The organism is Pseudomonas sp. FP1742, assembly GCF_030687145.1.
GTDB classification, from domain to species: domain Bacteria; phylum Pseudomonadota; class Gammaproteobacteria; order Pseudomonadales; family Pseudomonadaceae; genus Aquipseudomonas; species Aquipseudomonas frederiksbergensis_D.
Genome location: NZ_CP117460.1, coordinates 4,080,147 through 4,103,347, shown reverse-complemented (window position 1 = coordinate 4,103,347; position 23,201 = coordinate 4,080,147). Strand labels below are relative to the sequence as shown.

At 56.3% G+C, this 23,201-nt stretch carries 28 protein-coding genes and 2 pseudogenes; 14 read left to right on the top strand and 16 right to left on the bottom strand.

The features are described 5' to 3' along the window. The first annotated feature begins 12 nt into the window (after positions 1 to 12). Positions 13 to 861 carry an alpha/beta fold hydrolase gene (locus tag PSH64_RS18195; RefSeq protein ID WP_305478080.1) on the top strand — a complete coding sequence of 283 codons (849 nt, stop codon included), beginning with the start codon at positions 13 to 15 and terminating at the stop codon, positions 859 to 861. A 124-nt stretch (positions 862 to 985) separates the two neighbouring features. Here the strand turns inward: PSH64_RS18195 and PSH64_RS18190 are convergent, their stop codons facing one another. Further along, positions 986 to 1,348 carry a helix-turn-helix domain-containing protein gene (locus tag PSH64_RS18190; RefSeq protein WP_105341290.1) on the bottom strand — a complete coding sequence of 121 codons (363 nt, stop codon included), beginning with the start codon at positions 1,346 to 1,348 and terminating at the stop codon, positions 986 to 988. A 112-nt stretch (positions 1,349 to 1,460) separates the two neighbouring features. On the opposite strand from PSH64_RS18190, the gene PSH64_RS18185 reads away from it, so the two are divergent. The 3 genes from PSH64_RS18185 to PSH64_RS18175 all read left to right on the top strand — a co-directional run bounded on the left by PSH64_RS18185 (position 1,461) and on the right by PSH64_RS18175 (position 3,499). Beyond that, positions 1,461 to 2,195: an SDR family NAD(P)-dependent oxidoreductase gene (locus PSH64_RS18185; protein ID WP_018930253.1), complete on the top strand. Its 735-nt coding sequence runs from the start codon at positions 1,461 to 1,463 to the stop codon at positions 2,193 to 2,195. Positions 2,196 to 2,254: 59 nt separating this feature from the next. Then, positions 2,255 to 2,854, top strand: a complete 600-nt coding sequence (locus PSH64_RS18180) for an NADPH-dependent F420 reductase (protein WP_305478078.1) — start codon at positions 2,255 to 2,257, stop codon at positions 2,852 to 2,854. A 228-nt stretch (positions 2,855 to 3,082) separates the two neighbouring features. Beyond that, complete coding sequence (locus PSH64_RS18175) at positions 3,083 to 3,499, top strand: nuclear transport factor 2 family protein (protein ID WP_305478077.1); 417 nt, start codon at positions 3,083 to 3,085, stop codon at positions 3,497 to 3,499. A gap of 226 nt (positions 3,500 to 3,725) precedes the next feature. Here the strand turns inward: PSH64_RS18175 and PSH64_RS18170 are convergent, their stop codons facing one another. Then, positions 3,726 to 4,115, bottom strand: coding sequence for a MerR family transcriptional regulator (locus PSH64_RS18170; RefSeq protein ID WP_019582817.1), 390 nt, complete (start codon positions 4,113 to 4,115; stop codon positions 3,726 to 3,728). Between the two features lie 74 nt (positions 4,116 to 4,189). Here PSH64_RS18170 and PSH64_RS18165 point away from each other — a divergent pair, with 74 nt between their 5' ends. The 5 genes and pseudogenes from PSH64_RS18165 to PSH64_RS18145 all read left to right on the top strand — a co-directional run. Then, on the top strand, positions 4,190 to 5,260 hold the full coding sequence (locus PSH64_RS18165) for an SDR family oxidoreductase (protein WP_305478076.1): 1,071 nt from the start codon (positions 4,190 to 4,192) through the stop codon (positions 5,258 to 5,260). 148 nt (positions 5,261 to 5,408) lie between these two features. Beyond that, positions 5,409 to 6,308 carry a DMT family transporter gene (locus PSH64_RS18160; protein WP_305478074.1) on the top strand — a complete coding sequence of 300 codons (900 nt, stop codon included), beginning with the start codon at positions 5,409 to 5,411 and terminating at the stop codon, positions 6,306 to 6,308. A 148-nt stretch (positions 6,309 to 6,456) separates the two neighbouring features. Further along, on the top strand, positions 6,457 to 6,582 hold the full coding sequence (locus tag PSH64_RS18155) for a hypothetical protein (RefSeq protein WP_305478073.1): 126 nt from the start codon (positions 6,457 to 6,459) through the stop codon (positions 6,580 to 6,582). Between the two features lie 188 nt (positions 6,583 to 6,770). Beyond that, complete coding sequence (locus PSH64_RS18150; RefSeq protein WP_305478072.1) at positions 6,771 to 7,346, top strand: hypothetical protein; 576 nt, start codon at positions 6,771 to 6,773, stop codon at positions 7,344 to 7,346. A 254-nt stretch (positions 7,347 to 7,600) separates the two neighbouring features. Next, positions 7,601 to 7,714 (top strand): annotated as a pseudogene (locus PSH64_RS18145) (lysis protein); the annotation flags it as partial. Between the two features lie 73 nt (positions 7,715 to 7,787). On the opposite strand, the gene PSH64_RS18140 reads toward PSH64_RS18145, so the two are convergent. Both PSH64_RS18140 and PSH64_RS18135 read right to left on the bottom strand, forming a co-directional pair. After that, positions 7,788 to 8,048: a hypothetical protein gene (locus tag PSH64_RS18140; protein ID WP_105341270.1), complete on the bottom strand. Its 261-nt coding sequence runs from the start codon at positions 8,046 to 8,048 to the stop codon at positions 7,788 to 7,790. 310 nt (positions 8,049 to 8,358) lie between these two features. Continuing rightward, complete coding sequence (locus PSH64_RS18135) at positions 8,359 to 8,718, bottom strand: hypothetical protein (protein WP_305478071.1); 360 nt, start codon at positions 8,716 to 8,718, stop codon at positions 8,359 to 8,361. A gap of 308 nt (positions 8,719 to 9,026) precedes the next feature. On the opposite strand from PSH64_RS18135, the gene PSH64_RS18130 reads away from it, so the two are divergent. Continuing rightward, positions 9,027 to 9,455 carry a hypothetical protein gene (locus PSH64_RS18130; protein ID WP_305478070.1) on the top strand — a complete coding sequence of 143 codons (429 nt, stop codon included), beginning with the start codon at positions 9,027 to 9,029 and terminating at the stop codon, positions 9,453 to 9,455. A gap of 392 nt (positions 9,456 to 9,847) precedes the next feature. On the opposite strand, the gene PSH64_RS18125 is transcribed toward PSH64_RS18130, so the two are convergent. From PSH64_RS18125 to PSH64_RS18115, 3 genes are all read right to left on the bottom strand, one after another. After that, positions 9,848 to 10,291 carry a DUF4124 domain-containing protein gene (locus PSH64_RS18125; RefSeq protein ID WP_305478069.1) on the bottom strand — a complete coding sequence of 148 codons (444 nt, stop codon included), beginning with the start codon at positions 10,289 to 10,291 and terminating at the stop codon, positions 9,848 to 9,850. A gap of 280 nt (positions 10,292 to 10,571) precedes the next feature. Further along, on the bottom strand, positions 10,572 to 10,985 hold the full coding sequence (locus PSH64_RS18120; RefSeq protein ID WP_305478068.1) for a hypothetical protein: 414 nt from the start codon (positions 10,983 to 10,985) through the stop codon (positions 10,572 to 10,574). A 93-nt stretch (positions 10,986 to 11,078) separates the two neighbouring features. Then, entirely contained in the window at positions 11,079 to 12,068 is a 990-nt protein-coding gene (locus tag PSH64_RS18115) for an IS110 family transposase (protein WP_305478067.1), read from the bottom strand. A gap of 340 nt (positions 12,069 to 12,408) precedes the next feature. On the opposite strand from PSH64_RS18115, the gene PSH64_RS18110 reads away from it, so the two are divergent. Further along, complete coding sequence (locus tag PSH64_RS18110) at positions 12,409 to 12,759, top strand: GNAT family N-acetyltransferase (RefSeq protein ID WP_370694451.1); 351 nt, start codon at positions 12,409 to 12,411, stop codon at positions 12,757 to 12,759. Between the two features lie 177 nt (positions 12,760 to 12,936). Here the strand turns inward: PSH64_RS18110 and PSH64_RS18105 are convergent, their stop codons facing one another. Continuing rightward, positions 12,937 to 13,812, bottom strand: coding sequence for a LysR family transcriptional regulator (locus PSH64_RS18105; protein ID WP_305478065.1), 876 nt, complete (start codon positions 13,810 to 13,812; stop codon positions 12,937 to 12,939). A gap of 125 nt (positions 13,813 to 13,937) precedes the next feature. Here PSH64_RS18105 and PSH64_RS18100 point away from each other — a divergent pair, with 125 nt between their 5' ends. Beyond that, positions 13,938 to 14,546, top strand: a complete 609-nt coding sequence (locus PSH64_RS18100) for a short chain dehydrogenase (RefSeq protein WP_305446030.1) — start codon at positions 13,938 to 13,940, stop codon at positions 14,544 to 14,546. Positions 14,547 to 14,831: 285 nt separating this feature from the next. Here the strand turns inward: PSH64_RS18100 and PSH64_RS18095 are convergent, their stop codons facing one another. Beyond that, positions 14,832 to 15,254, bottom strand: a complete 423-nt coding sequence (locus tag PSH64_RS18095; protein WP_305478064.1) for a hypothetical protein — start codon at positions 15,252 to 15,254, stop codon at positions 14,832 to 14,834. A gap of 103 nt (positions 15,255 to 15,357) precedes the next feature. Then, positions 15,358 to 15,765, bottom strand: a complete 408-nt coding sequence (locus PSH64_RS18090; RefSeq protein WP_305478063.1) for a hypothetical protein — start codon at positions 15,763 to 15,765, stop codon at positions 15,358 to 15,360. A 624-nt stretch (positions 15,766 to 16,389) separates the two neighbouring features. On the opposite strand from PSH64_RS18090, the pseudogene PSH64_RS18085 reads away from it, so the two are divergent. Next, positions 16,390 to 16,641, top strand: a pseudogene (locus tag PSH64_RS18085) (AraC family transcriptional regulator); the annotation flags it as partial. A 268-nt stretch (positions 16,642 to 16,909) separates the two neighbouring features. Here PSH64_RS18085 and PSH64_RS18080 read toward each other — a convergent pair. From PSH64_RS18080 to PSH64_RS18065, 4 genes are all read right to left on the bottom strand, one after another. Continuing rightward, on the bottom strand, positions 16,910 to 17,314 hold the full coding sequence (locus tag PSH64_RS18080) for a nuclear transport factor 2 family protein (RefSeq protein ID WP_305478062.1): 405 nt from the start codon (positions 17,312 to 17,314) through the stop codon (positions 16,910 to 16,912). Continuing rightward, a complete protein-coding gene (locus PSH64_RS18075) occupies positions 17,304 to 17,675 on the bottom strand; it encodes a Rid family hydrolase (RefSeq protein WP_045157113.1) in 372 nt (123 codons plus the stop codon). Before PSH64_RS18075 ends, PSH64_RS18080 begins: the two co-directional genes overlap by 11 nt. A 66-nt stretch (positions 17,676 to 17,741) precedes the next feature. Next, positions 17,742 to 18,353: a glutathione transferase GstA gene (gene gstA, locus PSH64_RS18070; protein ID WP_305478061.1), complete on the bottom strand. Its 612-nt coding sequence runs from the start codon at positions 18,351 to 18,353 to the stop codon at positions 17,742 to 17,744. Positions 18,354 to 18,508: 155 nt separating this feature from the next. Next, entirely contained in the window at positions 18,509 to 19,435 is a 927-nt protein-coding gene (locus tag PSH64_RS18065; RefSeq protein WP_183142464.1) for a LysR family transcriptional regulator, read from the bottom strand. Positions 19,436 to 19,535: 100 nt separating this feature from the next. On the opposite strand from PSH64_RS18065, the gene PSH64_RS18060 reads away from it, so the two are divergent. After that, the gene (locus PSH64_RS18060; RefSeq protein WP_155402023.1) at positions 19,536 to 20,909 is read left to right on the top strand and encodes a DHA2 family efflux MFS transporter permease subunit; all 1,374 of its coding nucleotides are present in this window, start codon (positions 19,536 to 19,538) and stop codon (positions 20,907 to 20,909) included. Between the two features lie 169 nt (positions 20,910 to 21,078). Here the strand turns inward: PSH64_RS18060 and PSH64_RS18055 are convergent, their stop codons facing one another. Both PSH64_RS18055 and PSH64_RS18050 read right to left on the bottom strand, forming a co-directional pair. Further along, positions 21,079 to 21,645 carry a UbiX family flavin prenyltransferase gene (locus tag PSH64_RS18055; RefSeq protein WP_045157110.1) on the bottom strand — a complete coding sequence of 189 codons (567 nt, stop codon included), beginning with the start codon at positions 21,643 to 21,645 and terminating at the stop codon, positions 21,079 to 21,081. Continuing rightward, complete coding sequence (locus PSH64_RS18050) at positions 21,632 to 23,140, bottom strand: UbiD family decarboxylase (RefSeq protein ID WP_305478060.1); 1,509 nt, start codon at positions 23,138 to 23,140, stop codon at positions 21,632 to 21,634. Before PSH64_RS18050 ends, PSH64_RS18055 begins: the two co-directional genes overlap by 14 nt. Positions 23,141 to 23,201: the final 61 nt, after the last annotated feature.

Genomic DNA, 23,201 nt, shown 5'->3' with positions numbered 1-23,201 from the left:
AGGAACCCACCGATGCCTCCTGACAGCTGTTTCTTTACCAACCGTTCGGGCTTGCGCCTGCACTTTTTGCGCTGGGGTGAGTCGACCGGCGTGCCCTTGGTGCTATTGCATGGCTTGCGGGCCTACGCACAAACCTGGGAATCGCTGGTGCAATCTCTGGGAGCGGGCTACTGCATCTATGCCTTGGACCAGCGCGGTCGAGGACTGAGTGATTGGGCCTCGCCCGACAGTTACCACACGCAGTCGTATGTCGAGGACCTTGAAGACCTTGTAGCCCATGTTGGCTTGTCGCGTTTTGTATTGCTGGGGCACTCATTAGGGGGCGCCAACGCCCTTGAATTTGCGCGGCAAAATCCGCGACGGTTGATTGGCTTGATGATTGAGGACATCGGTCCCGGCTCTTCAAGCCAGGGCGATGGTGCCGCACGCATTCGTCGCGAGATGAGCCAGACGCCTTTGCAGTTCGAGAGTTGGGAGGCGGCCCGCGCATTCTGGCAGGCTTCGCGTTCGGGCTTGTCGGAGCAGGGCCTGGCGTCAAGGCTCGCTCATTCGATGAAAGAGAGCGAGGGCGTGATTACCTGGCGCCACGATCAACAGGGTATTGCCCAGGCGCGCCTGAGTATCGAGCCGACAGACCTGTGGCCTGCGGTGCGCGCGCTGGATTGCCCGACCCTGTTCATTCGCGGCGGCCGCTCGGACTTTCTGCCGCCCTCGACGCTGCAGGCGATGAGCGCCAGCAATCCGCACGTCCGGACGGCGGAGGTCGCAGGCGCCAGTCACTATGTACATGACGATCAAGGCGAAGTGTTCAACGCGCTGGTCGCAGGCTTTCTCAAAAGCCTTGAGCTCCCGGGTCAATGAAACCCACGGCACGTCTGATCGCACTGCTGGCATCGCTGACGGCCTTTGTACCGGTTTTCCATCGATACCCTGCCGCGGATCGGAATGCGGAGGGCGTTCGACTCAGTGGTTCTTCAGCATACTGCTAGGGCAACGTGTCGCGCTCGGCGAAGATGCTTGCCATTTCCGCCATGTTCTCGGTTCCCCAGGTGCACAGCGGGATGATCGCGTCAGCCAGGCTGCGACCGAGCGGGGTCAGCGCGTAATCCACGCGCGGCGGCACTTCCTTGTAGTCGTTCCGTGCCAGCACGCGGTCGGCTTCCAGATCCTTCAATTGCTGGATCAGTACCTTGTCGCTCACGCCCGGGATCAAACGTTTGAGTTCGCCGTAGCGCTTCGTGCCGTCGCGCAGGAAAAACAGGACCAGTGGTTTCCACTTGCCCGAGATGATGCGCAGCGTGGCGTTGAGCCCGCAGCCGGGGTCGCAGGTTTCAGAAGGTGTGGTCATATTGGGTACTTACCTAAAAGTGCATACTTGTCGTTAGGTTATTAGAACCGCATAGTCGTTCTCAAGCAAGCAGCTCCCTGCTTCCATACAACGCTTAGGAAGGATGCACGACATGACCAGACTGAATGGAAAGACCGCTGTGATCACCGGTGGCGCTACGGGCATCGGCCTCGCCGCGGCAAAACGCTTCATCGAGGAGGGCGCCTTCGTCTTCATCTTTGGCCGCCGGCAGGAAGCGCTTGACGCCGCTGTCGCCGAACTTGGGCCCAATGCCCGTGCGGTCAAGGGCTCGGTCTCCGATGAGGCCGACCTCGACCGACTCTACGCGGCGGTGAAGGCCGAGCGCGGAACCCTCGACATCGTTTTCGCCAATGCCGGGGCGGGAGGCCCGCTTCCGCTCGGCAAGCTCACTGCCGAGCACATTGACGAAACCTTCGAAACCAATGTGAAGGGCACGATCTTCACGGTCCAGAAGGCGTTGCCACTGATGGGCCAGGGCGGTTCGATCATCCTGACCGGATCGAGCGCCGGCACCACGGGCGCCCCGGCATTCAGCGTCTACAGCGCGAGCAAGGCGGCAGTGCGCAACCTCGCGCGGACCTGGGCGGAGGACCTGAAGGGCACCGGCATCCGGGTAAACGTACTGTCGCCCGGGCCGACGGCGACCGAACTCGCGAAGGCCGCGCTAGGCGAGGAGGGCATGAAGGTCTTCGCCTCGATGAATCCGCTCCAGCGCATGGCCGATCCGGCGGAGATCGGAGCGGTGGCTGCCTTTCTTGCGTCGCAGGACAGCAGCTTCATGACCGCCAGCGAGGTCGCCGTCGACGGCGGCCTGGCGCAAATCTGACTCGCCACGCCCGGCCCGCTATTTGGCGCCGCCGGGCGTGGTAAACCTGAGGAGAATATATGAGCTACGCAATTATCGGCTTCGGCAATATCGGCCAGGCCCTGGCCAAGGCGTTTGCCCGCAACGGCATCGAAGTAGCCGTTGCAACCACGCGCGCCCCGGAAAGCTTTGCATCCGTCGCAGCAGCGATCGGACCTCAGATCATTCCCAAAAACCTGGCGGACGCGGTCAAGGCGGACATCGTCTTTTTGGCTGTCCGTTTCGAGTCGCACCCGGATGTCGCTAAGGCGTTGCCGAGCTGGAAGGGGAAGACCATCATCGATGTGACCAATGCCTACGGCGTGTCCCCTGAAGAACTGGGAGGAGAGCCATCTTCCAGAGTCGTCGCGCAGGCCTTTACTGGTGGACGACTGGTCAAGGGCTTCAACCATTTGGGCGCTGCCGTCCTTGGCCAGGATCCGGCCGTACAGGGTGGCAGGAGAGTCGTGTTCCTGGCGAGCGACGATGACGGCGCCGCAGCGGATGTTGGTGCGCTTGCAGAAAATCTCGGTTTCTCGCCGATCAAACTGGGCGGGCTTTCGGAAGGTGGACTGCTTGTGCAAGCGCGCGGAAATACCTGGGGTCAACTGATCTTCAAGGACTTGGTCAAGTTCGGCTGATGAATCGCGATCGTAAATGTTGATGCGGTCCTGGCCACAACTTATACGAACTCCCACGGGCAAGAAGATAGATGTCCCGTCATGCGATGTTTTCCACCTTGAGGGCGGGAAGGTCAAATCTTTCCATTGCTACAACGAGGCTTCTGCGATGCAGCAACAACTCGGCCTCGTCCCCGGCTGAATGACGGACACTACGCGATCCTCTGTAAGAGCAATGGAGAAGTCTTTATGAGCAATCAAGAGAATATCCAGATTGTGAAGGACTTTTTTGCAGCAATGGGTGGCGGCGATAGGCAAGGTCTGCTGGCGTTGTCTGCCGAAGATATCGAGTGGATCATTCCGGGAGAGGGTTGGCCGCTGGCCGGCACGCACCGCGGGCACGCGGGATTGGCAAACGTGCTTCAGAAGGCTTGCGCAGAGATGGAAGTTTCCTCCCCGCAGCCCCCCGAGTTCGTAGCGCAGGGAAACCGGGTTCTGGTCGTCGGCTTTGCTACGGGGAAAGTCAAAGCCACGAACAGGACGTTTGAGGACCATTTTGTCTTCGCCATCACTGTTCGCAATGGCAAGCTGACGAACATCCGGGAGTATATCGATACGCAAGCACTGACCCGGGCCTGCGAAATGGACGCGGGCTCCAGGCCCTGACCCAAAGCAGACATCATGTGTCTAGCAAATCCGGAGCAATTCACTTGCAGCGGCCGAGCGAGATTATCGAGTTGCTGCCGCATAGATGGGCGTCCGTTTAATCACGCAAGGTCTTTGGGCGGACGCTTACTGTCTGGGACCTGGCCACAAGAGTTTAAAAAATGCGTAAGTGATGGGCGTGAAACTGGAAGCAGGCTGCAGCTTCCGTTTCCCGGATGCTGACAGTTCAGTTTGAAGAGTTGTTCAACTGCTGAAGCTCAAGTTGCTTGGCAGCACTGGCTTCGAGGTTGGCACGCTCTTCATCCAGATACCGATAAATGCTTTGGAGGTTGGCGATTTTCTGTTTGATTTCTGCCATCTTCTTTTCAATTAGCTTAGCGCCGTCAGCACAATCGATCAGCTTGTTCCGCTGCGCATCCAGAATCTCGCCTATTTCCCCCAGGGAAAAACCCATGCTTTGCGCGCGCTGGATAAAGTCCAGATCCTGCAGAGTTTGCGCTGTGTAAACGCGATAGTTGTTCGTTTGCCGCAGCGATGAGATCAGGCCGATTTGCTCGTAGTAACGCAGCGTATGGCGGCTGGCGCCGCTGCGGGCCTCGAGTTCGCCGATTTTCATGAAAACACCGCTTGACTATAGAGTTGGGTCGATAGTTTACGCTTGATTTCTCACCTTAAACAAGGAACAGGGAAATGAGCGTGGAGTGCTTTGTCACGGGGGGTACCGGCTTCGTCGGTCAACATTTGGTGGCGTACCTGAGCGCAAAAGGTCACACCATTCGGGTGTTGATGCGTCGCCCAGAGCGACTAGCTGCACTGCGGGAGCAAGTCGATAATTTGGGAGGGTGCGCAACCCGGGTATTTGCCGTAGCTGGCGATCTGGAACGGGACAACCTCGGGCTGAGTCTTGCTGATAGAGAAGTGCTAAGGCACGCCAGAGTCGTATTCCACCTGGGCGCCCACTTCGCATGGGGGCTTTCAGTGGAGCATTCTCGTGCGGTGAATGTGGAAGGGGCAAAGCGCGTGGCGCTGTTGGCGGCTGAGCAAAAAAGCCGGTTAGTGATGATCGGCGGCTACATGCTGAAAAATCATGAACATCTGCAACGCATCGGAATTGATCCTCGTTATCCGGAGCTGACGAATTGGCCTGCCGTCTACCAACAGGTCGGTGGTTACGAGGGGAGCAAGCTGGAGGCGCATTTTGCGACCCTGGAGGTCATGTCCGCCAAGGGCGGGGAGATTACCGTTGTCCACCCCGCGACGGTCTGTGGCCACAGCCGCACGGGGCATATCCTTGACGGTCAGCCGCTGGTGGAGCTGATATGCAACCTTGTGCAGGGAAAGCTGACTGCAGTGCCCGGTACCGCCGAGCACTGGCTGCCACTGGTCACCGTGGATTATCTGGTTGAGCTGGTGGCGGTTTGTGCTTTTGATCCTGCCATGGTGGGCCAGGAACTGCTGGCGCTTGATGACCAAACGCCTAACTTGCGAGAACTCCTGGTACAGGTGGCACAACCTTTGGGCTTAAAGTCTCCCAAGCATTACATTTCACTCCGACTGCTGAAGTTGCTACTGAGTATTCCTCCCGTCGCGCGGTTTTTGAATACAAAACCCGAAGCCTTGGACTTTATCCAGACCACTCGTTTTGATACTGCGGCGGTCGAGCAATTTGCCAACAGGCATGGAATAGCCAAACCGGATATACGTCAGTCTTTGCAGCACACTGCAACGTTCGTCAACTCATATTGCATAGCCAAAGGCTAGGCTCTCTGACTTCTCCCTTGGGGGCGACAAAGTCGTTATGCCACAATAAATACTGGGGTTGGCGGGATCTTCGTACCCTCAAACTTTGCGCCGTCGATGTAGGGCGGCATTCTATCGAACGACAATTCAGCGACAGGGATCGTCATCAATGCAATCTACTTTCAGCAAAGGCGTCATATTTGCACTCTCCGCTGCAGCACTGAACGCAACGATCGGTGTACTCAGCAAAGTACTCATGATTAATGGTTTCACCGCCAGCAGTGTCGCTGTCATCAAGACCGTACTGGGTTGCGTGCTTCTCTCGATCTTACTGTTTTTCCTCAAGCGCCCGGCGACGTCGACCAAATGGACTCAGGCGGCTATCTGCGCATTCCTTGGCATCTTTGTGCTGTTCCATTTCGAAACATCCTCCTACCGGCACTACGCTGCGGCAGGTGTGGTGGTGGTGCTGATGGCCAGTGCCTCAATTTCCTCGATCATTCTGGGGCGCATTTTCCTCAAGGATGCCATCACCGCGAACGCTACCGTTGGCGCCGCACTGGCTATCGCTGGGATCTCGGTGATCTTCGGCGGCGACTTGCAGCAGGGCTTTACCCTGCAAGGTGCCGCGCTCGCCTCCATGGCCGGCTGCGGCTATGGGGCCTTTTCGGTTGCCATGAAGCGGATGGGTGTGTCGGGGGGGCTGCACTTCACCCGGCAATTGTTGTTCTTTGGCAGCCTGTACCTGCTGATGCCAGCTGCGGCCGATGGTTTCGCGATCGGCGAGCTGTCGCCACTGGCGATCGCCGCACTGCTGGCGCTGGCCGCGCTGCCGACAATCCTGGGCTTCTTCTGCACCACCAAGGCCATCGAGTATCTCAAGCCATCCCAAGTGCAAGCGCTGGAGCTGACCGAGCCGTTGTTCGCCGCGCTGCTGGCGTTTGTGGCGCTCAATGAAGTACCGCGCGAAAGCCTGTACGCGGGAGCGGCACTGATCATCGCCGGCCTGTGTTTCTCCAATGAACTGATCCGCTTGGGCAGCAAAGCATCCGTCCCTTCGACCGAGTGAGCTATTTTCGGATCCCCGCAGAAGAGACCGAGTCGTCTTTGTTTGTTTTCAGCTACCCGTTACCACACAGCAATATGGGAATCGGCCCGCGGCTCGGTGCCGCCGCACAACACACCGGTGTCCGGTCATTATGGTGGTAGGCCTGACGATGAAAGAGCTCGGCTTCAGCATTGCCTGGTCATTCGCAACGGCTGGCTTCATTGGCGTGCTCGGTGTTGAGCAGGCCCGTCAGCTCGGCAAGCGCTGGGCTGAAGGAAAGGCAGGCGAGATCTAGTTCGCAACACATTTTGCTAGTAGCCAATTTGTGTCGCTATTGCACGGACACCATGCGAGAAAGTGGGCGGTTCCCCGGATGGGTGGTTGATCTGTCAGCTTGTTGATACAAATAGAAATATGTATCATTTAGTTTCATATCAAGGGTGCGAGGGAGTGCATTGCCCACATAAAAATAAGGTCTAGGTAATGCTCAAAATGCTACTCGTGTTTGGTCATCTGATTGCCACCTGTATTGCTCTGGGGAGGGTGTTACAGGCTGACCAAAAGCTATGGAGCTGGCGCAAGGACGTGCTGGGCCAGGTGCAGCGTGAATATCTCGAAGAAACTCAAAAAATCGTCACACTCGCTCTATTGGCTCTTTGGGGGAGTGGCTTGCTGCTGGTGCTCCAGGGTTACCTCTATGAGGGGAGCGCGTATCTGCTCAATCAAAAGCTCTGGGCCAAGGTAAGTGTTGTCGCGCTGCTTAGCCTTAACGGCGTTTTGTTGCATCGGATCGGTTTCCCGCTGCTGCAAAAGGCTCCCTTTGTCTTGTTACACAACTCCGCCCGCACTCGCCTTGCCCTATTGGGCGCGCTCTCTATGAGCGGCTGGTTATTTGCCGCTTTCCTGGGGGTAGCTCGAGCGTGGAATAACGTGCTGCCTTACTTGCATGTGATGGGTGCTTTTGTCGTGTTCTCGTTACTTGGTTGTGTTGTGGCGCTGATAGTCGCAAGCACAGCGGGTGCTATGAATGATGAATGGTCACGTACTGGCAGCAAGTGAATCTAGGCTGTCACTGTATGCGCTGTGACAAGGCCGCCTGGCGGCGGAGCAGGTAATCCGCACACGGTTTCAAGGGCGAAGAATCGTAGTGCGGATGGGTGAACTCTTAACGCATGGGTATTACCTATGTGACGACTGGCATACATCAAGCGATCAGTCAGCGCCCCCTTGAGCTTTCCCCACGCCAGGCCGTCGGTTCGCCCCGTACCACCTTGAGCGTGGGTCAGCGCTGTGGTGAGTCCTGACAGGGAAGTGCCCGACTTGACCCTGCGCATGCTCAACGAATTGTCGCCATCACCGACGACGGCGACCTAGGACTGATCGCACTGGCGGTTTGTCAGGCGTATGTGCGTGAAAACTCTCGCTGAAAGGGTATCTAAGTTAGTTGCTGTTTGTTCTATGTTTTACAGCCAAGGTGCCGGTAGGCACCTTGGCTGCTATTTACGAGAGAGGATAAATAGTCTCGCCCTGATCCGTGACTCCGTTATTGTCGACTTTAATATTGCTACTGGCCTGAACGTAATACGGGTTTTGGGCTCCATTTTTTTGTAAAGAGAGAACAAAGCCGCGACTGTCAGACCGATCCCAGCTTTCCTGATTGCCGCTAGCTATTGAAAAAAAACTCGTATCCCCATCTTTGCCCCAATGATTGATTGCAACTTCAATGGTGTGGGATGAGTTGTTTGTAACATTAATGCCCATATCTATATTCCTTTTTAGACTGAGAATTATCTGAACCGAAAACCTACTGCTTTCCAGGATTGCAATGCAGCAGGGGGTGATCAGAGAAGGTGTTGCGCGTTCGAGTCTAGTCACTCCTTAATTACTGATATGTGGTGCACATACATTTCTGACGATCGGTCGGATTCTTCGACCCAGTCGCGCCCAAAGCCGGGTACCAGTGAAGAGCGCCTGCCCGACTTGCCCCGGCGCATGCTCAACGAATTGTCGTCATCACCGACGACGGCGACCAAGGACTGATCGCGTTGGCTGCGTGCCAGGCAGGCTTACATCAGGGATGTTTCTCGTTGAGAGACTGACGGTAACGCTCGTTGCGCTCCCTGAGCAGGTTGTCCCGCTGAGCCTCAATCATTCGCAAGCTGTAGATCGTTCGATCTCTCTCTGATGTTTCGGTGTTCAGTCTGCCGACGTCTTCGAGTGCCTTTTTGAGTTCGCGGCTCAGATTCGCCTTTTCGCTGCTCAGCTGACTGTTCATTTGCACCAGGCCGAAGATGTCCTCTCGGGCTTTGCGTAGCTGCAAGGTCAATTCCTGGACTTCGTTTTCCAGCATGCGTGAATAGTGTTTGATGGTTTCCAGTTCGGTCGGGCATCCAAGCCAGTCGCTGGTGTCTTCGATGTCGAGGGGATCCACGGAGGGTGCCTTTGCTTTGTGCTGTTTGGATGTACAGTAATCGAGGCGTGAAGGTCGGGCGAGGGTAGAGCGATGAACTGTAGGATTTTGGGGGACATATGGTTGGCAGGACGCCATAGGAGGGGAGAAAAGCGGAAAGTTTTGTAACGGTTACCAAATAGTTTTGTAACACCTTCAAAAAACAGGGACGCCGCTCAAACCCCAGAAACGACAAAGCCCTGAATAATCAGGGCTTTGTCGTACATAAGATGGCGGAGGCGATGGGATTCGAACTCATGGACCTGGACTAGCTAGGAGTGCGTGATTTGATGACTCGATTGCAAACACTCAAGTTAATTCAGATAGCCATTGCCCTTCCAGCCTATGCCGTGCCTGCAAGCGTGACGGTATTCTTTACTCTTTGGTTTGTCATCACTTTGCCGATCAGTTTGATCACCTCACAGTCCACGACGAACTGGGAAAAGATTCTGTTATGGCTTGTACTGTCGTTGTTCTCCCAGTGGACATGCTGGAGCATTTTTGCTGACGCGCTGGAAGACATTCCCTCTGTGCGGCATCTGCCGCTGCTTTTGCTTGGGGTATTGTTGACATTGCTACTGGGCGTGAGTGCCTGGACGCTGTTCCACATAGGCCTCATCTGGCTTATCTGCGGGTCGCAAGGAATTGCGGCCTGTGTGCTGTTGACGATCAATTGGGTGAGAAAAAAACGTCACGCAGACTGCATGCGCTGTGACTGAGTTCACCATGATTTACGCCCTTTTCGGGGAACTTTGGAACAGACGTCCGCTATTGGCCGAGGGAGTGTAAAAACGTTGTTGAGCGCGACAGGTACTCAATACTGGACTGGAAATCGCGCTTCTACGCGAAATCCACATCTGCTGACGTGCCGATAAATTTCAGATTTAACGTAGACGCGCACACTTCAATTTTGGCAAAGCGTTTTTACACACTCTGGGCCGAAAGTAGTCTGTTGCGACAGTCCGCTTTGGGTCGATTGCTGCCTGTGACGAAAAGCTGCTTCGACCATGGACCGAAATAGCGGTATCACTTGTTCGCTAGATAGGCGCTTGAGCGGCGCGCGAAGTCCGGTCACGCAAGACCATCAATTCAAACTCGTCATTCAAGACAATTAGTGTTGGTAGTAAAGTTCTCGAGCCTCTTCTCTCAGACGCATCGATTTTTCGTGATTGGTTTCGCTACCCTTATTCTTGATCACCGTCACGCCAGGGATTTTCGGTTTCAGACTGTCGAGATACCCCTCCTGAGCCCTTAAGCGTCGCTTGATACGACCATCCCTTGTATCTTCATCGGCGGAATCTTGGACTACGGTCGGCGAGTTATGAGGCGAATCCGGATCCACGCTTTGGGTTTTCCGTTGCCCAGGAGATGGTTTGATGGGCTCCCCCATGTTGTTGATTTTCAGCTCTTGTAATTCTGCGCTCCCGTTCGCGGTTCCGCATCCGGAGTTCGAGAAAACCACACGACCATCCGGGGTCGTGCATTTGTACACATCCGCAGCTTGGACGATGGTGGTATAAAGGGCCGCGAGTGCCAAGTGCGAAGTCCATTTCATGATGCACCCCCAAGAAGGCTGGACGACACTGCAAACTGCTGTGACGCTTCCCATTTCTGAGCTTAATCGTAAAAAGTACAGTGACATTGATGATAGCCGCAATGGTCAAGGTTGCTGCCGGGCGCGCGCACTATTATCGGAAAGGGAGAGACGGGCTTTCGAAGACTGACCGCCCCTCGGCTGGTAGCTGCCCGTCAGGGAGGGTTGCAATATGGCCGATGGTTGCCCGTTGCAAAGGTCTGCAATCGATCCCGCTTTAGTAGTTCAGTTGAATCACCTTTTAGATCCCCGCCGCATCGTTGATAGCCGCCTCATATGCATGCTTCTCAAATGTGAAGGGGCCAACGCCTTCTATGATTAAAGGCTCTTCATAACCGTTCTCGTAAGCAAAGGAATCCCACGTAAAGCAGTCATCGTTTTGGCGAACATGTACTGAGTAGGAACCACACCCAATGTCGCCACACTCGGGGCAGATGTAGAGGAGGATACGACCACTTTCTGTTTCAGCGTGTTCGCATAAAAGCAGGCGAGAGTTAGACAGGTTGTTTGGCTCCGGAAAGCCTTTGACGAAACAGCCCATATAGTCTGAATGATCACCAGCAGCTGTGATGAGAGCATTGAGCAATGAACGTTCGTTAATTAGAAAATCGATGGAGCATCGTTCGGCCACGGTGCAGCCATTTGAGTAGCTCATTAGAGGGTTTTGCCGACGCCGGTTCGATCGGTTTACCATTGCTCGGGTTGCTTCGCAATCGTGGTGTGTGGGGCTTCTCCCAGGATGATTGGATCAGGCCGCTGCCCGATCCGGTTGGTAATCAGTGCCGTTGCGCAGCATTGCCCATGCCATGCGCGCAGTTTTGTTGGCTAGTGCAATAGCGGCCACGTTGGGATGTGAGCGCTCGGCTAAACGGACAGCCCACTGGCTGAGTCGATCGTCCTTGGACTTGGCTGTGCGCAATGCCGACCGCGCCCCGTGGACCATCAACGTTCGCAGATAAGCATCCCCACGCTTGCTGATGCCAGGCAGTCGATCCTTGCTACCAGAGCTGTGTTGCTTTGGCGTCAGCCCTAGCGAGGCGGCCAGTTGTCGGCCGTTGGCAAACTGACTGGCATCACCGATGGCAGCAACTAGCGCGGTGGCAATCATCGGACCGACGCCACGAAGCTGTTGCAAACGGACGGCCGTTGGCTCACTTGCCGCGATCGCAGATATCTCACTATCGAGTTCATTCACGCGCTCATCAAGTGTGCGCAAGTCGTCCCACAAGCCATTCAGCAGACGACGAAAGCGTGCCATCAAATCGTTCTCCGCATCTTCTAGCCAGCACTTGCCGTACTCGGCGACCAACCCACGAATCTGATTCGCTTTGGCCGCTCGCTGTTCGATTAAGCCGGCCCGGATGCGATGCGTCGCCTGGATATCCTGTTGCTCGATGGTCTTGACGGCGACGAAGCGCATGCTGGGGCGGCTCATCGCTTCACAGATTGCTTCGGCATCGTTGGCATCGTTCTTGTTGCTCTTGACGTACGGTTTGACGAACTGCGGCGCGATCAGCCTCACATGAAATCCGCGTGCCTGTAGCTGCCGCGCCCAATGATGGGCACCGCCACAACTTTCCATGCCAATCTCACAGCCGGGCTCGATCTTCTCCAGCACCGTTTGAAGCCAGCGATCGCGAGGTAAACGCTGCCGCCAGACTGGTTGCTCATGACGATCCACGCCGTGAATCTGAAACACGTTCTTGGCCAGATCGACCCCAATGCGCATAAGCTTCATGTGTGGACTCCTTCTCACGGTTGACTGTGGTTCGCACTTTCAGTCTGGCACTCAAGATGCCGAGGTGAGGAGGAGTCCATCCCATTGCTTCTGGCCGATTTCTGCCTGTCATGACTGGCAGAAATCGACCCCAAAGGGTCCAATACCGTGTCGACCGGCGACAAGGCCAAAACGGCTAAGTCTGCTAGCGTTGAGTGCTTTGGGAGCTATAGAAGGCGCTGATAATGCAGATGTTTAAAATCGAGGCGAACGGATTGAGTCAGCTCCGTGAGGCTCTGAGTCAAGCCGCATTGCCCTTTGATGATTTAAGCGAACCGGGTAGGCAGTTTTTCCGTTTGAGATGGACGGAAAATGGATTGCGTATGGCGGGCTGGAGGGTTCTGGTCAAGACATGCTGCTTCGCTCACTAGTCGTTAGTGATTCGCATCGTGGGAAAGGGCTTGGCAAAGCTGTGCTGTCAGAGCTGGAACAATATGCTGCCTTCCAGGGGGGGCTTCGGTTGCACTTGTTAACTCATAGCGCGACTGGATTTTTTACAGCCAACGGGTATGAAATTTTCGATAGGGGTGAAGCGCCGGTCGCTATCAGTCAAACCGCCCAGTTCAAACATTTGTGTCCTGCATCGGCAACCTATCTACGAAAGTCGTTAGGTGCCGCGATTGTTACGGAGCAGTTCGTCGGTTCGCGCTAATGCACGGAATCTGTCAGTCCGCACTTGGCCGTTTTCTGCCTGTCACGACTGACCGGCGTTCAGGCGAGCGTCCGTCGTGTCTGAGCAAGCATATGCCTACGCTGTCGTCCAAAGGGGCTCTCACAGCTGAAGCGGCAACAACACCTTTGGTGGGCGCCAGAACCCGGGGAAAGCGCGCTAGGACGACTCCTGCTCCGCCACATGTGCGAGCAAATGCGTAATAAAATGGGTGAGTTTTGGCAGCGGTCGCCGATCGTGTCGATGCACGATATGGATAGGGTGTGGCTCGGGCAAGTAGGCTTGCAGGACCGGCACCAACGTCCCGCTTGCCAGATCGTGGGCCACCAGAACTTCGGGCTGCAGCAACAATCCCGCACCGGCGATCGCTGCGATGCGCAATCCGTTGCCATCATTGCATGTGAAGACTGGGTCCATCGGCAACTGCATCCCATCCCAGCCTCTGAGTTTCCAGCCGTTGCGGCTGTTCCACACTGTGTGAGAAAGGCAGTGATGCGCGCTCAGGTCCTGTGGTGTCTCTGGGCGGCCATGTCGGGCGAGGTAGTCCGGCGACGCACAGATCACCATGCGATACATGGTCAGCGGCCTTGCTATCAGGTCGGCATCGCCCAGATCACCAATGCGGATAGCCAGATCAAAACCCTCGTCAATGAGGTCAACGACGCGATTGCTCAATTCCAGTTCAATGCGCACGAGCGGATATAGCTGCTGGAAAGTCGCAACCAGAGGAGCGATGACACACGAGCCAAAGGTGATTGGAGCGCTAATGCGCAACGTGCCGGATGGCGAAGCGCGCAACCGTTCGATCGAGGTTTCGGCCATACGTACGTGTTCAAGCGCACGCTTGGCGTCTTCGTAAAAAACGCGACCAGCATCAGTCAGGCTCTGGCGTCGTGTGGTGCGCTCAAGCAAGCGCGCACCGAGGCGTCCTTCCAGTTCGCGCACATACTTTCCAACCATTACCGCCGACATTTCAAGCCGCTGCGCCGCCTCGGTGAAGTTGCCACCCTCCACGACGGCAACGAAGGTTTCCATGGCTCGCAGTTTGTCCATATTGCTAACTGTAGGTTCGTAGAGTTTGAATTTAGAGCACATTTATCACCTTAATGGTTCGATACACAATAGCGGCGTTCCAACCTGAATTCGAAAAGGAGTGCTCTATGAAGATTGTGATAATTGGCGCCGGTGGTGATGTAGGTCGTTCCGTGGCAGATGAACTTGCGCGTGGCGGCAAACACGAAATCATCCGCGTCGGTCGCACCCAAGGTGACTATCAGGTTGACATCGCCAGTGATGACAGCGTGGGGGCGTTGTTCAAGAAGATCGGACAAATCGACGCCATCATTGCTACCGCAGGCAATGTAATCCTCGCTCCAATCGAAAAGATGACGGCGGCCGACTTCAACAAAGGCTTGCAGGACAAGCTGCTAAGTCAGGTGCGCGTCGCGCTGGTTGGCCAGCATTACCTGAACGACGGCGGGTCGATCACGCTGACCTCAGGCATCGCTGTCGATGATCCGATTGCGCAGGGCTCCAATGCCGCAGCGTCGAACGCTGGGATTGAAGGGTTCGTGCGTGCTGCTGCGTGCGATCTGTCACGAGGCATCCGTATCAACGCAGTTAGTCCGACAGTGCTGACGGAATCGATGGACCGGTTTGGTCCGTACTTTCCTGGCTACGAAAGCGTGCCGGCGACGCGTGTAGCAATGGCCTATCGACGCAGCGTTGAAGGCGTGCAGAGCGGTCGCGTATATCGGGTTGGACATTGAATTAGAGGGCTCGCCGCACTCTGCGTATGCCCCAACTACCGCGACCGATAACAGAACAACAGGACATTGACCATCTGCGCCTGAAGCGACTGTTAACGAAGATATTAGTGACCCTATAGGTCGTTTTCTGCCTCTCGCGATGGGCAGAAAACGGCCAAAAGCTGCCGGTCACCAAAGGCCTAAAACGGGCCTGAAGCGAGCATCTAGTGTCTGTCAAGTTGTGGGCGGTTCAGGGGCGGTCTTTAGCCCGTCCCAGTGAGCGAAGCGAGCGGTTTGAACCATTTGTTAGCCGGAGGTAATCGCAAATAGATTTTTGCACAAGTAAGCATCCTCTCTCGGGATGAAATCTTCAGGGCTTTCATTGCAGGAAAATGCTTCGAAAACGTGGTTGATAATTTTCTTTGCTTGTTCCGTAGTAAGGCCTTGCGTGTCTATCAGCTCAAGAAGAGCTTCGGCCATCTCGTTTAGACTAAAGCAGTATTCTTCAGCAGCAATCCTTAGCTCTGCTCGAATTACCCTATATTTATTATCTGATTTTCCGTTGTTGGTCAGAAATTCAAGTGGATCTTCTAGAATTTCAAAAGGATAAATCTCTTGATACCTGCCGCAGTACTCTATAAGGGTTCGCCTAGCCTTCACTCCATCAAAATTATGAGAGCCAGCCTCTAGCAGTGCATTAATTTTCGTATTAGCTATCCAGTTTTTCATGGCGAAGTCTAGCTTAGGCTAACGTTTGATTAAGGGGCGGGCTTTAGCCCGTCCCAGTGAGCGAAGCAAGCGATTTGAATCGCTGATTAGAGGGTGCGGATGGCTACGATAACTCTTTTTCATACTCTTGGATTTCAGTCCAGTTCATTAACTTAAGCGCTTGGCTAGATAGCTCTTGTGCTTTCAGCCAGCCGGGTAAGCTGAATATGGAGTTTGAGAAGCATGTGGTTTCCTCAAGTGATAAGTTTTCAAGCACACAAGACAAATCTTTAATTTTTTGAATTGGCTCGATATCTACTTCATCTGTGCATACTATTAAGAAACATGAATCTCTGCCGAAATACTGATTTGTCAGTTCACAGTAAGCGCAGTCAGGTATTGTTTCACTTTTCTCTTCGGGTGTCAGGGCTAGCTGCCTGAGTACATTCCCCAGTTCGAATGTGGATTCAATTTTTGACTTGTCGCCAGCACCGTACCATTCCCAAATCAGGGCTCTTATCGGCTTAATCACTTTAGCCTCTAACTATATGGTGCATATGGTGCATAGCTCCCCGGATGGGCGTGGTGTATAACATTCTTTGCTCCTCTCGCTATCCGTATCTAGGTTGAGGTTTTCAGGTTTCCAATGATCGTATAAGGGAGTTATACACCGTGGTGTGGACAGCCTCATTTGCTCGACCAAGTGCGCGAGCAGATTCGGCTGAGACACTACTCCATTCGCACGGAACGTGTCTAATGCAAGTGGGTTGAGCGCTCGTTTTCACAGCTATCTTCATGCGGCAGGAATGGGGCTATTGAGTTCGAGGCGTTTCTATCCGGTCTTGCGGTGTGTGGCTGCGTCTCTACCAGTACTCAGAACCAGGCGCTATCTGCACTGATGTCGACCGGCAGCTTCTGGCCGATTGTTGCCTGTCGCGACCGGCTGAAAACGGCCGATTCTGTTGAAAAAGTCTGCTTCGGTTTCCACGGCAAAAAGTACGCGCCTGAGATTGAATTCTGTGTTTTGGGCAGAAGGTTCAGGACTCGGATTTCACGTAGCAGCGTGCAAAAGAGGTGTTTTCACCCATCATTATTCGAGCGGTTTGGGCAAACCGACTTTTTCAACAGAATCGGCCAGAAGCAGACATCTAAATACCAAGCAGTGGATCATCCACTGGAAACACTGGAAACACTGGAGGAACAGGACGCGCTATTTGACTTGGCAATGGCGTTGCGTGCCGTCGGTGGCAAGCCGCGCGGGCGCAGGCGTCTGGATTACTGCGCAGCCGAGCGCGCTAGAGCGTTCATCCTGGAACATCTGCATTCATACATTACGCTGGAGATGCTGGAGCGTGCCAGTGGGCGCGAACGCTGGAGCCTGTCACGCGACTTCAGAACGCTTTATGGCGAAAGAACGGCCTTGAATGACGTCTGGATATAGTCCAACGCCACCCTGTGCAATGTCTGCGCTGAGTTGGAAATAGTTGACCTTGGCCGGCCAGCACCTAACTGCACAGGGAGATCGACCCTGGAACGAGAAGCTTTGGTTCCTTCAGCGCGAGGCTCAATGGCGGCACAGTGCGAATCTGATCCTCAAAAGAAATCAGCCCTGCACGCCAGATGCGTACAGGGCTTTTTTGTTTTACGCGATTGAGCGCTGGCGCGCGCCGAATCGCTTACGTTGCCTCAAGCACCACGGCCGGCTTGAGCGGCGTCGCTTGATAGACCAGCAGTTGCCATTGTTCATCGGTTTTCTGCCACGCTGTGAGCGTTCGGTTGTGCAGAAGTTTTCGCACGCCCCCGGAGGTGACGGTGGCGAACATCTCGCCAAACGTGATCGCCATTTCACCCACCCGGGTCACTTTGTCGATTTGATGGTTGAGGGTGTGATAGATGAACTCCCGGGAGCGGCATTTCTCAAGGTAGCTCTTGAGATCGTCGACCACACCGCTGGCGTGGATGTAGGTCAGGTCCGGGTGGAACAGGTAGCTGAAGATATCCAGATGACCGCCGAGCATCGCGGCACTGCGTTGTGCTTCGCAGGTGCGGATCACCAGGTCTATTTGATCGTTATGCGTCATCAGCCGTTCCTCGCGCCGCCGTAACGATGATTTCGATCAGCAGTTTGCCGCCCAGATCGACGCCGTAACAGGCGCGCTGGGGCCAGTGCTGCGGGTTGTCGCCGATCCACTTGGCCCAGATTTCATCGACCACGGGTTTGCTGCCCATGTCTGCCAGCAGCACCTGGGCCGACAGCATGCGCGAGGCGTGAGAGCCAAGGCCTTCGAGGCTGGTGCTCAACGCAGCCAGGGCGAGGTGAGTCTGGCCGGCGATGTCCAGTGAGGTGTCCGCAGAAGTTGCCACGGTATAAACGATGTTGGCGTAGGCGCAGGAACGGCTACGTCCTGCGTGGCCGCTCGGGACGCGTTCAATTGTGTGCATAGGGGGGACTTCATCCAGGTTGAAGTGAGGCAGAAGCCAGCATCGACCGGCTTCTGTCATCCGTGATTAAACCGGCTGCGTTGCCTCTTCCGCGGCAATGGCGGCTTGCACGCTGGGACGTGCTTCGATGCGCTGCATGAACGACGCCAGTTCCGGCCAGTCCTTGACATCGATATTGAAGAACGGCAGCCACTTCAGCACGGTGAACAGGTAGGCATCGGCCAGGCCGAAGGCGCCCAGCAGGTAGTCTTTGTTCACCAGGCCCTTGTTCAGGTAGTCCAGGCGCTTGAACAGTTTCTGCCGGAAAATTTCTTTGGTGGACTCAGGAATATCAGCATTGAACAAGGGCGCGCTGCCACCATGGATTTCCGAGGTGATGAAGTTCAGCAGTTCCTGCAGACGAGTGCGCTCCCAGGTGCCGTTGGCCGGTGCCAGGGAATTGCCCGGAACCTGATCGGCCAGGTACTGGACGATGGCTGGCCCTTCGGTCAGTACCTGGCCGTTATCCAGCACCAGTGCGGCGACGTATCCCTTTGGGTTGATGTCGCGGAAATCACGGCCGTCTGCCGTGGCTTTGGTCTTGTTGTTGACTCGGATCAGTTCGAAAGGCAGGCCTAGCTCACGCAACACGATGTGCGGCGACAGGGAGCAGGTCATGGGGGCAAAGTACAGTTTCATGGGTATCTCCTTATAAGCGGGCAACGCTTACCCGAACGTGTTGCCGTTCCTGGCCTGAAACGGCTGTGAACCTCGTTCCAGACATATTGGTGTCATGTCATCGAACGGTAAAATTACGATCTTATGTGCCCATCATTAGGTACTCTTATGTCCATTCAGGCGACTTTCGCTTCAGTACTGCGAACCGTCATCGGGATGTCGCTGCCGAGGGTCGACTTGCGGATTTCATTGAGAAACGCCTGGGCAGAAGGCGTGTGTTCGCCGGCGGGTGAGCAAACCAGGCCGAACTCACGATAGATCGGTTTGCTCAATTCGAAGATCCGCATTCCCCGGCGATCAACCGGCAGTGTCGAGGCCGGTACGATCGAAATGCCCATGCCTTCACTGATCAACGCAAACGCCGTGGTCCAGTCGCGCACGGTGATCTTGATGTCGTTGAGCTTGAGTCCTTCGCGCTCGACCAGTGACTGACCATTGAGGTAGCAGCCGCCGGTCGCGAGGATGAAAGGCTCTTCCACCAGATCCTTGAGCGCGACAGTGCTGGCCGAGGATTTGCGGGCCAGGTCATGGTTCGCGGGGACTGCCGCCACCCAGGAGTCGCGGCCCAGCAACAGCGCACCACGGGAAGGGCAGGGATTCATCACGACGCCCAGATCGATGCTGCTGTTGGTCAGCCATTGTTCGACTTCTTCATCGGTGCCTTCGAGCGAGACGATTTCGATACCGGGGTGCAGCCGGCTGAAGCTTTGCAGCAGCGGCGGCAGCAGGTTGGCGAACACGGATGGAAAACTTGCGAGTTTGATCCGCCCCAGATGGCATCCGCGCGATGCATCTACCAGGTTCTGGATTGATTCGAACTCGCTGAGCATGCGTCGTGCGCGGTCGATGATCTGCTGCCCGATCGCCGTCGCGGTAGTCTGGCGGCGGTCGCGCACGAATACTTTTACGCCCAGCGCTTCCTCCATCTGCGTTAGGGCCTGGCTTGCGCCCGACTGGGTAATGCCATAACGCTCGGCGGCGCGGGAAACATTTTCGGCGTCAGCCACGGCGACTAGCAGGCGCCAATGCATCAGGTTCATCATCTCAGTAGTTCCTCTTATGTTCGGCTAATCGAGATTTAATTTTACGAAGCACCTGCACAGCCTCAGGATCGCCTCTGAATACACAGTGAGGTGTTGGAAAGTGGGCAAAACCTTGTCAATGGATCTGGCGGCCAGACCCGTCTCGGCGGCTCCTGTTCTGGTGAGCGTGGCGTTGAGTTCGTTCATGGTTGCGCTGGATGTCACAGCGCTGAACGTGGCGCTGCCGAGCATCGGGCGTGACCTGGCAACGGGTATGGATCGGCTGCAATGGATCGCCGGCGCCTACACCCTGGTGTTTGCGAGCCTGCTGTTGTCGGCCGGTGCGTTGAGTGATCGTCTGGGGGCCAAGAAAGTGTTCCTGTTTGCCCTGTTGGTTTTTACGAGTTCATCGCTGGCCTGCGGATTGGCCCAAGGCGTTGTTGAACTAATTGCCGCGCGGGCCATTCAAGGCATCGGTGCGGCACTGATGCTGCCCAGTTCCATGGCACTGCTGGTCGAGGCGTATCCCGACCCCAAGGCGCGAGCCAAGGCTGTGGCCCTTTGGGGCGGGATCTCGGCACTCGCGCTGGTGAGCGGTCCGTTGTTGGGCGGCATGCTGGTGGAATTGGTCGACTGGCGTTCGATTTTTTATCTGAACGTACCGTTCTGCCTGATTGCCCTGGGCTGTTGCGTGATACGCAGCAGTCGCCTTGCCATCCAGCCGCGTTCGATTGACTGGGCGGGACAGATGCTTTCGGCGCTGGCGCTGGTGTCGTTGATCTTTGCCCTGATTGAAGGGCCGGGGTGGGGCTGGGACAACGCCTGGGTCATCGTTACGTTGCTGGTGGCGCTGGTTTCGGGCGCGGCGTTTATCTATTCGCAGCAGGCGCAGCGTGAACCGATGCTGCCGCTGAATCTGTTCGAGTCCAGAACCTTTTCCGCCGCCATTGGCGCCGGGTTTCTGCAAACCCTGGCGTATTACGGCAGCCTGTTCGTGCTGCCGTTCGCATTGCAGGGGCAGGGCCGGACGCCGGTGGAGATCGGTCTGGCAATGATCCCAATGACGATTGCGACCGGCGGCATGGCAACGCTCTCGGGGCGGTTGTCGAATGCCTTCGGTGCCCGTTCAGTCGGTGCTGCCGGTATGCTTTGTGGAGCACTCGGGGCGGCATTGTTGGCGCTGTACGGAATGGATCGCGTCAGTCTGGTACTCGGCGGGCTGTTGATCGGGCTGGGCGGTGCGACCTTGCCGGTCATCGTCGGCGCTTGTCTGGCGAGTGTGCCAAGCGGCAAGGTCGGCGTCGGTTCCGGGGTACTCAATGCCGCGCGCCAATGTGGAGGAGTGACCGGTATTGCCTTGCTCGGCGCCTCGCTCGGAGAGTCGGGGCGCGCCACCGGCGCCTTATCGATCATTGCCCTGTCGTTCTTTGCCGCCAGCCTGTTGACCGTGCTGCGGCTGTACACCGACGAAGTCGATGTCGTGAGGGAATGCTGACCGGCGCGCCGAAGCTAACCGGTGAGTGTTTCAATGAATAGATGTTGCGTTGCCTGCCCATGTGGAGCAGGCAGGCAGACACAACGTTGTTGCGTGGCTTCAGGTTGTGAAAGAGCGATTCGGCAAGGCGCCGAAGCACGCTTGCAGAAGATGCAGCCAACAGCGATGTTCAACCCCAGCGGCGTACCTTGCCGGTGTCCAGTCCCAATAGATCGAGCATGCGGCCAACCGTGTGATCGACCATGTCCTCGATGGATTGCGGCCGGGCGTAAAACGCCGGTACCGGCGGCATCACGATGCCGCCCATCTCACAGATCTGGGTCATGCTGCGCAGGTGTCCAAGATGCAACGGCGTTTCCCGCACCATCAGAACCAATGGTCGGCGCTCCTTGAGCGTCACGTCGGCGGCGCGACTGAGTAGGCTGCCGGTGATGCCGCTGGAAATTTCCGAAAGACTCTTGATCGAACAAGGGGTCACCACCATGCCCAGGGTCTTGAACGAGCCACTGGAAATCGATGCGCCGATGTCCGCCGGATCGTGCACGACGCTGGCAAGAGCTTTGACATCTGCCACTTTCATGTCGAGTTCATGGGCCAGCGTGACTTGAGCCGATTTGGTCATGATCAAGTGAGTGGCGAGCCCCAGCTCGCGCAGCAGCACCAGGGTGCGCACGCCGTAAATCACGCCACTGGCACCGCTGATGCCGACCACGATGCGGCGTTCAGGGCTGCTCATGGGAATCCACCGCGTTGTCGAATGCGCTGATCACCGGCGCTTCGCCCGGCAGACCCAAATCGTTCCAGCGCTCGCGCACGCGTTCATAGACTGATGGGCGCAACAGGGTGCGAGTCGGGAAGTTGCGAATGTTGCGGTAATCCTTGCAGGCGTTGATCAAGGCCTTGGAGCCGAAGAAACGCTTCTCCGGCGGATTCTGTGCCGGATCCAGCGGCGAGCCGCGGGTGTTACGCAGAATGTCGATGTCATCGCTGGGCGTGGCGCGCGTGGCCATGGCCCACAGCACCTGATTCATGTCGGTGGGATCGACGTCCTCATCCACCGCGACGATCCATTTGCTGATGTAGGCGCCGCCGGGCACCTGACTGGCGAGCGCCAGGGCTTGTGCGGCATGCCCGGCGTATTTCTGTTCAAGACTGATGACAATCATGCCGAAGGCCCCGGCAGCGGCGGGTGGGCAATACACCCCTTTAATGCCCTGGATTCCGAGCTTGTCGAGGTCGCTCCAGATCTTAGCCGAGCGGATGGTGGAAAAAAACGCGCTTTGCTCGTTCGAGGGAAAATCGGCCATCAGCGCGTTGGTCAGAATCGGTCGGGTGCGGTAGTGCAGGGCGGTGACTTCGATCAGCGGGCAATCGATGTCCTTGTAGCCGTAGTAGCCGGTGAATTCGCCGAAAGGCCCTTCTTCACGGGTCGAGCCCGGGCGAATGACGCCCTCAATGACAATCTCCGCTGCGGCAGGAATCAGTAGGTCGGAGTTTTTCGCGCGCACCACTTCAACGGGTTTGCCCTTGATGCCACCGGCAAAATCATACTCGCTGACGCCCGGCGGCAACGACTGCGACCCCACCACCATCATCAATGGATCGACGCCCCAGGCTGCCGCGACGGGCAGAGCCTCACCCCTGGCCCACGCCTGGTGGATATGGCGCAGGGCATCCTTGCCCGGTGCCAGCGACAGGCCGACCTCACGGGGACCCTGGATCATCATTCGATAAGTGCCGACGTTCAAGTAGCCGGATTCCAGATCCCGGGTAAACACCGCATCCGCCGTACCGGCGTAGGCGCCGCCATCCCTTGGCCAGTGTTTGGGGATTGGCAGGCGGGTGAGGTCGATGTCGTTGCCGGTGACGGTGTTCTGGTAGATCGGCGCGGCTTCAGCCGAGATTTCAAGCGGGGCGATGCTGTGTTTGAGCTTGTCTTTGGTGCGCCGGATCAGTTCCATGGTCGGCGTATCCGGTGCCTCTTCAAGCGTGATCGCGGTGCGCGCCACGCTCGGGCCGAAGATGTTCCACAAATGACGCAAGCCCAGCGGCGAGTCCGCTTGGTCGAAGAGCACCGCAGGCGAGGCGGTTTGGCGGGCCACCAGATAAGTGATGGCGCTCATTTCTTCAATCGGGTCGACGGCTTGCGAGACGGTCTGCAGTTCGCCGATCTTCTCGGCCCGCGCCAGCCAGTCTCGAAGGTCGGCAACTGGTTCAATCAATTCGTTCATCTTGGGTATCCGTGGGGACTGAATAGAAAAAACGGCGGACGCATTTCTGCACCCGCCGTCA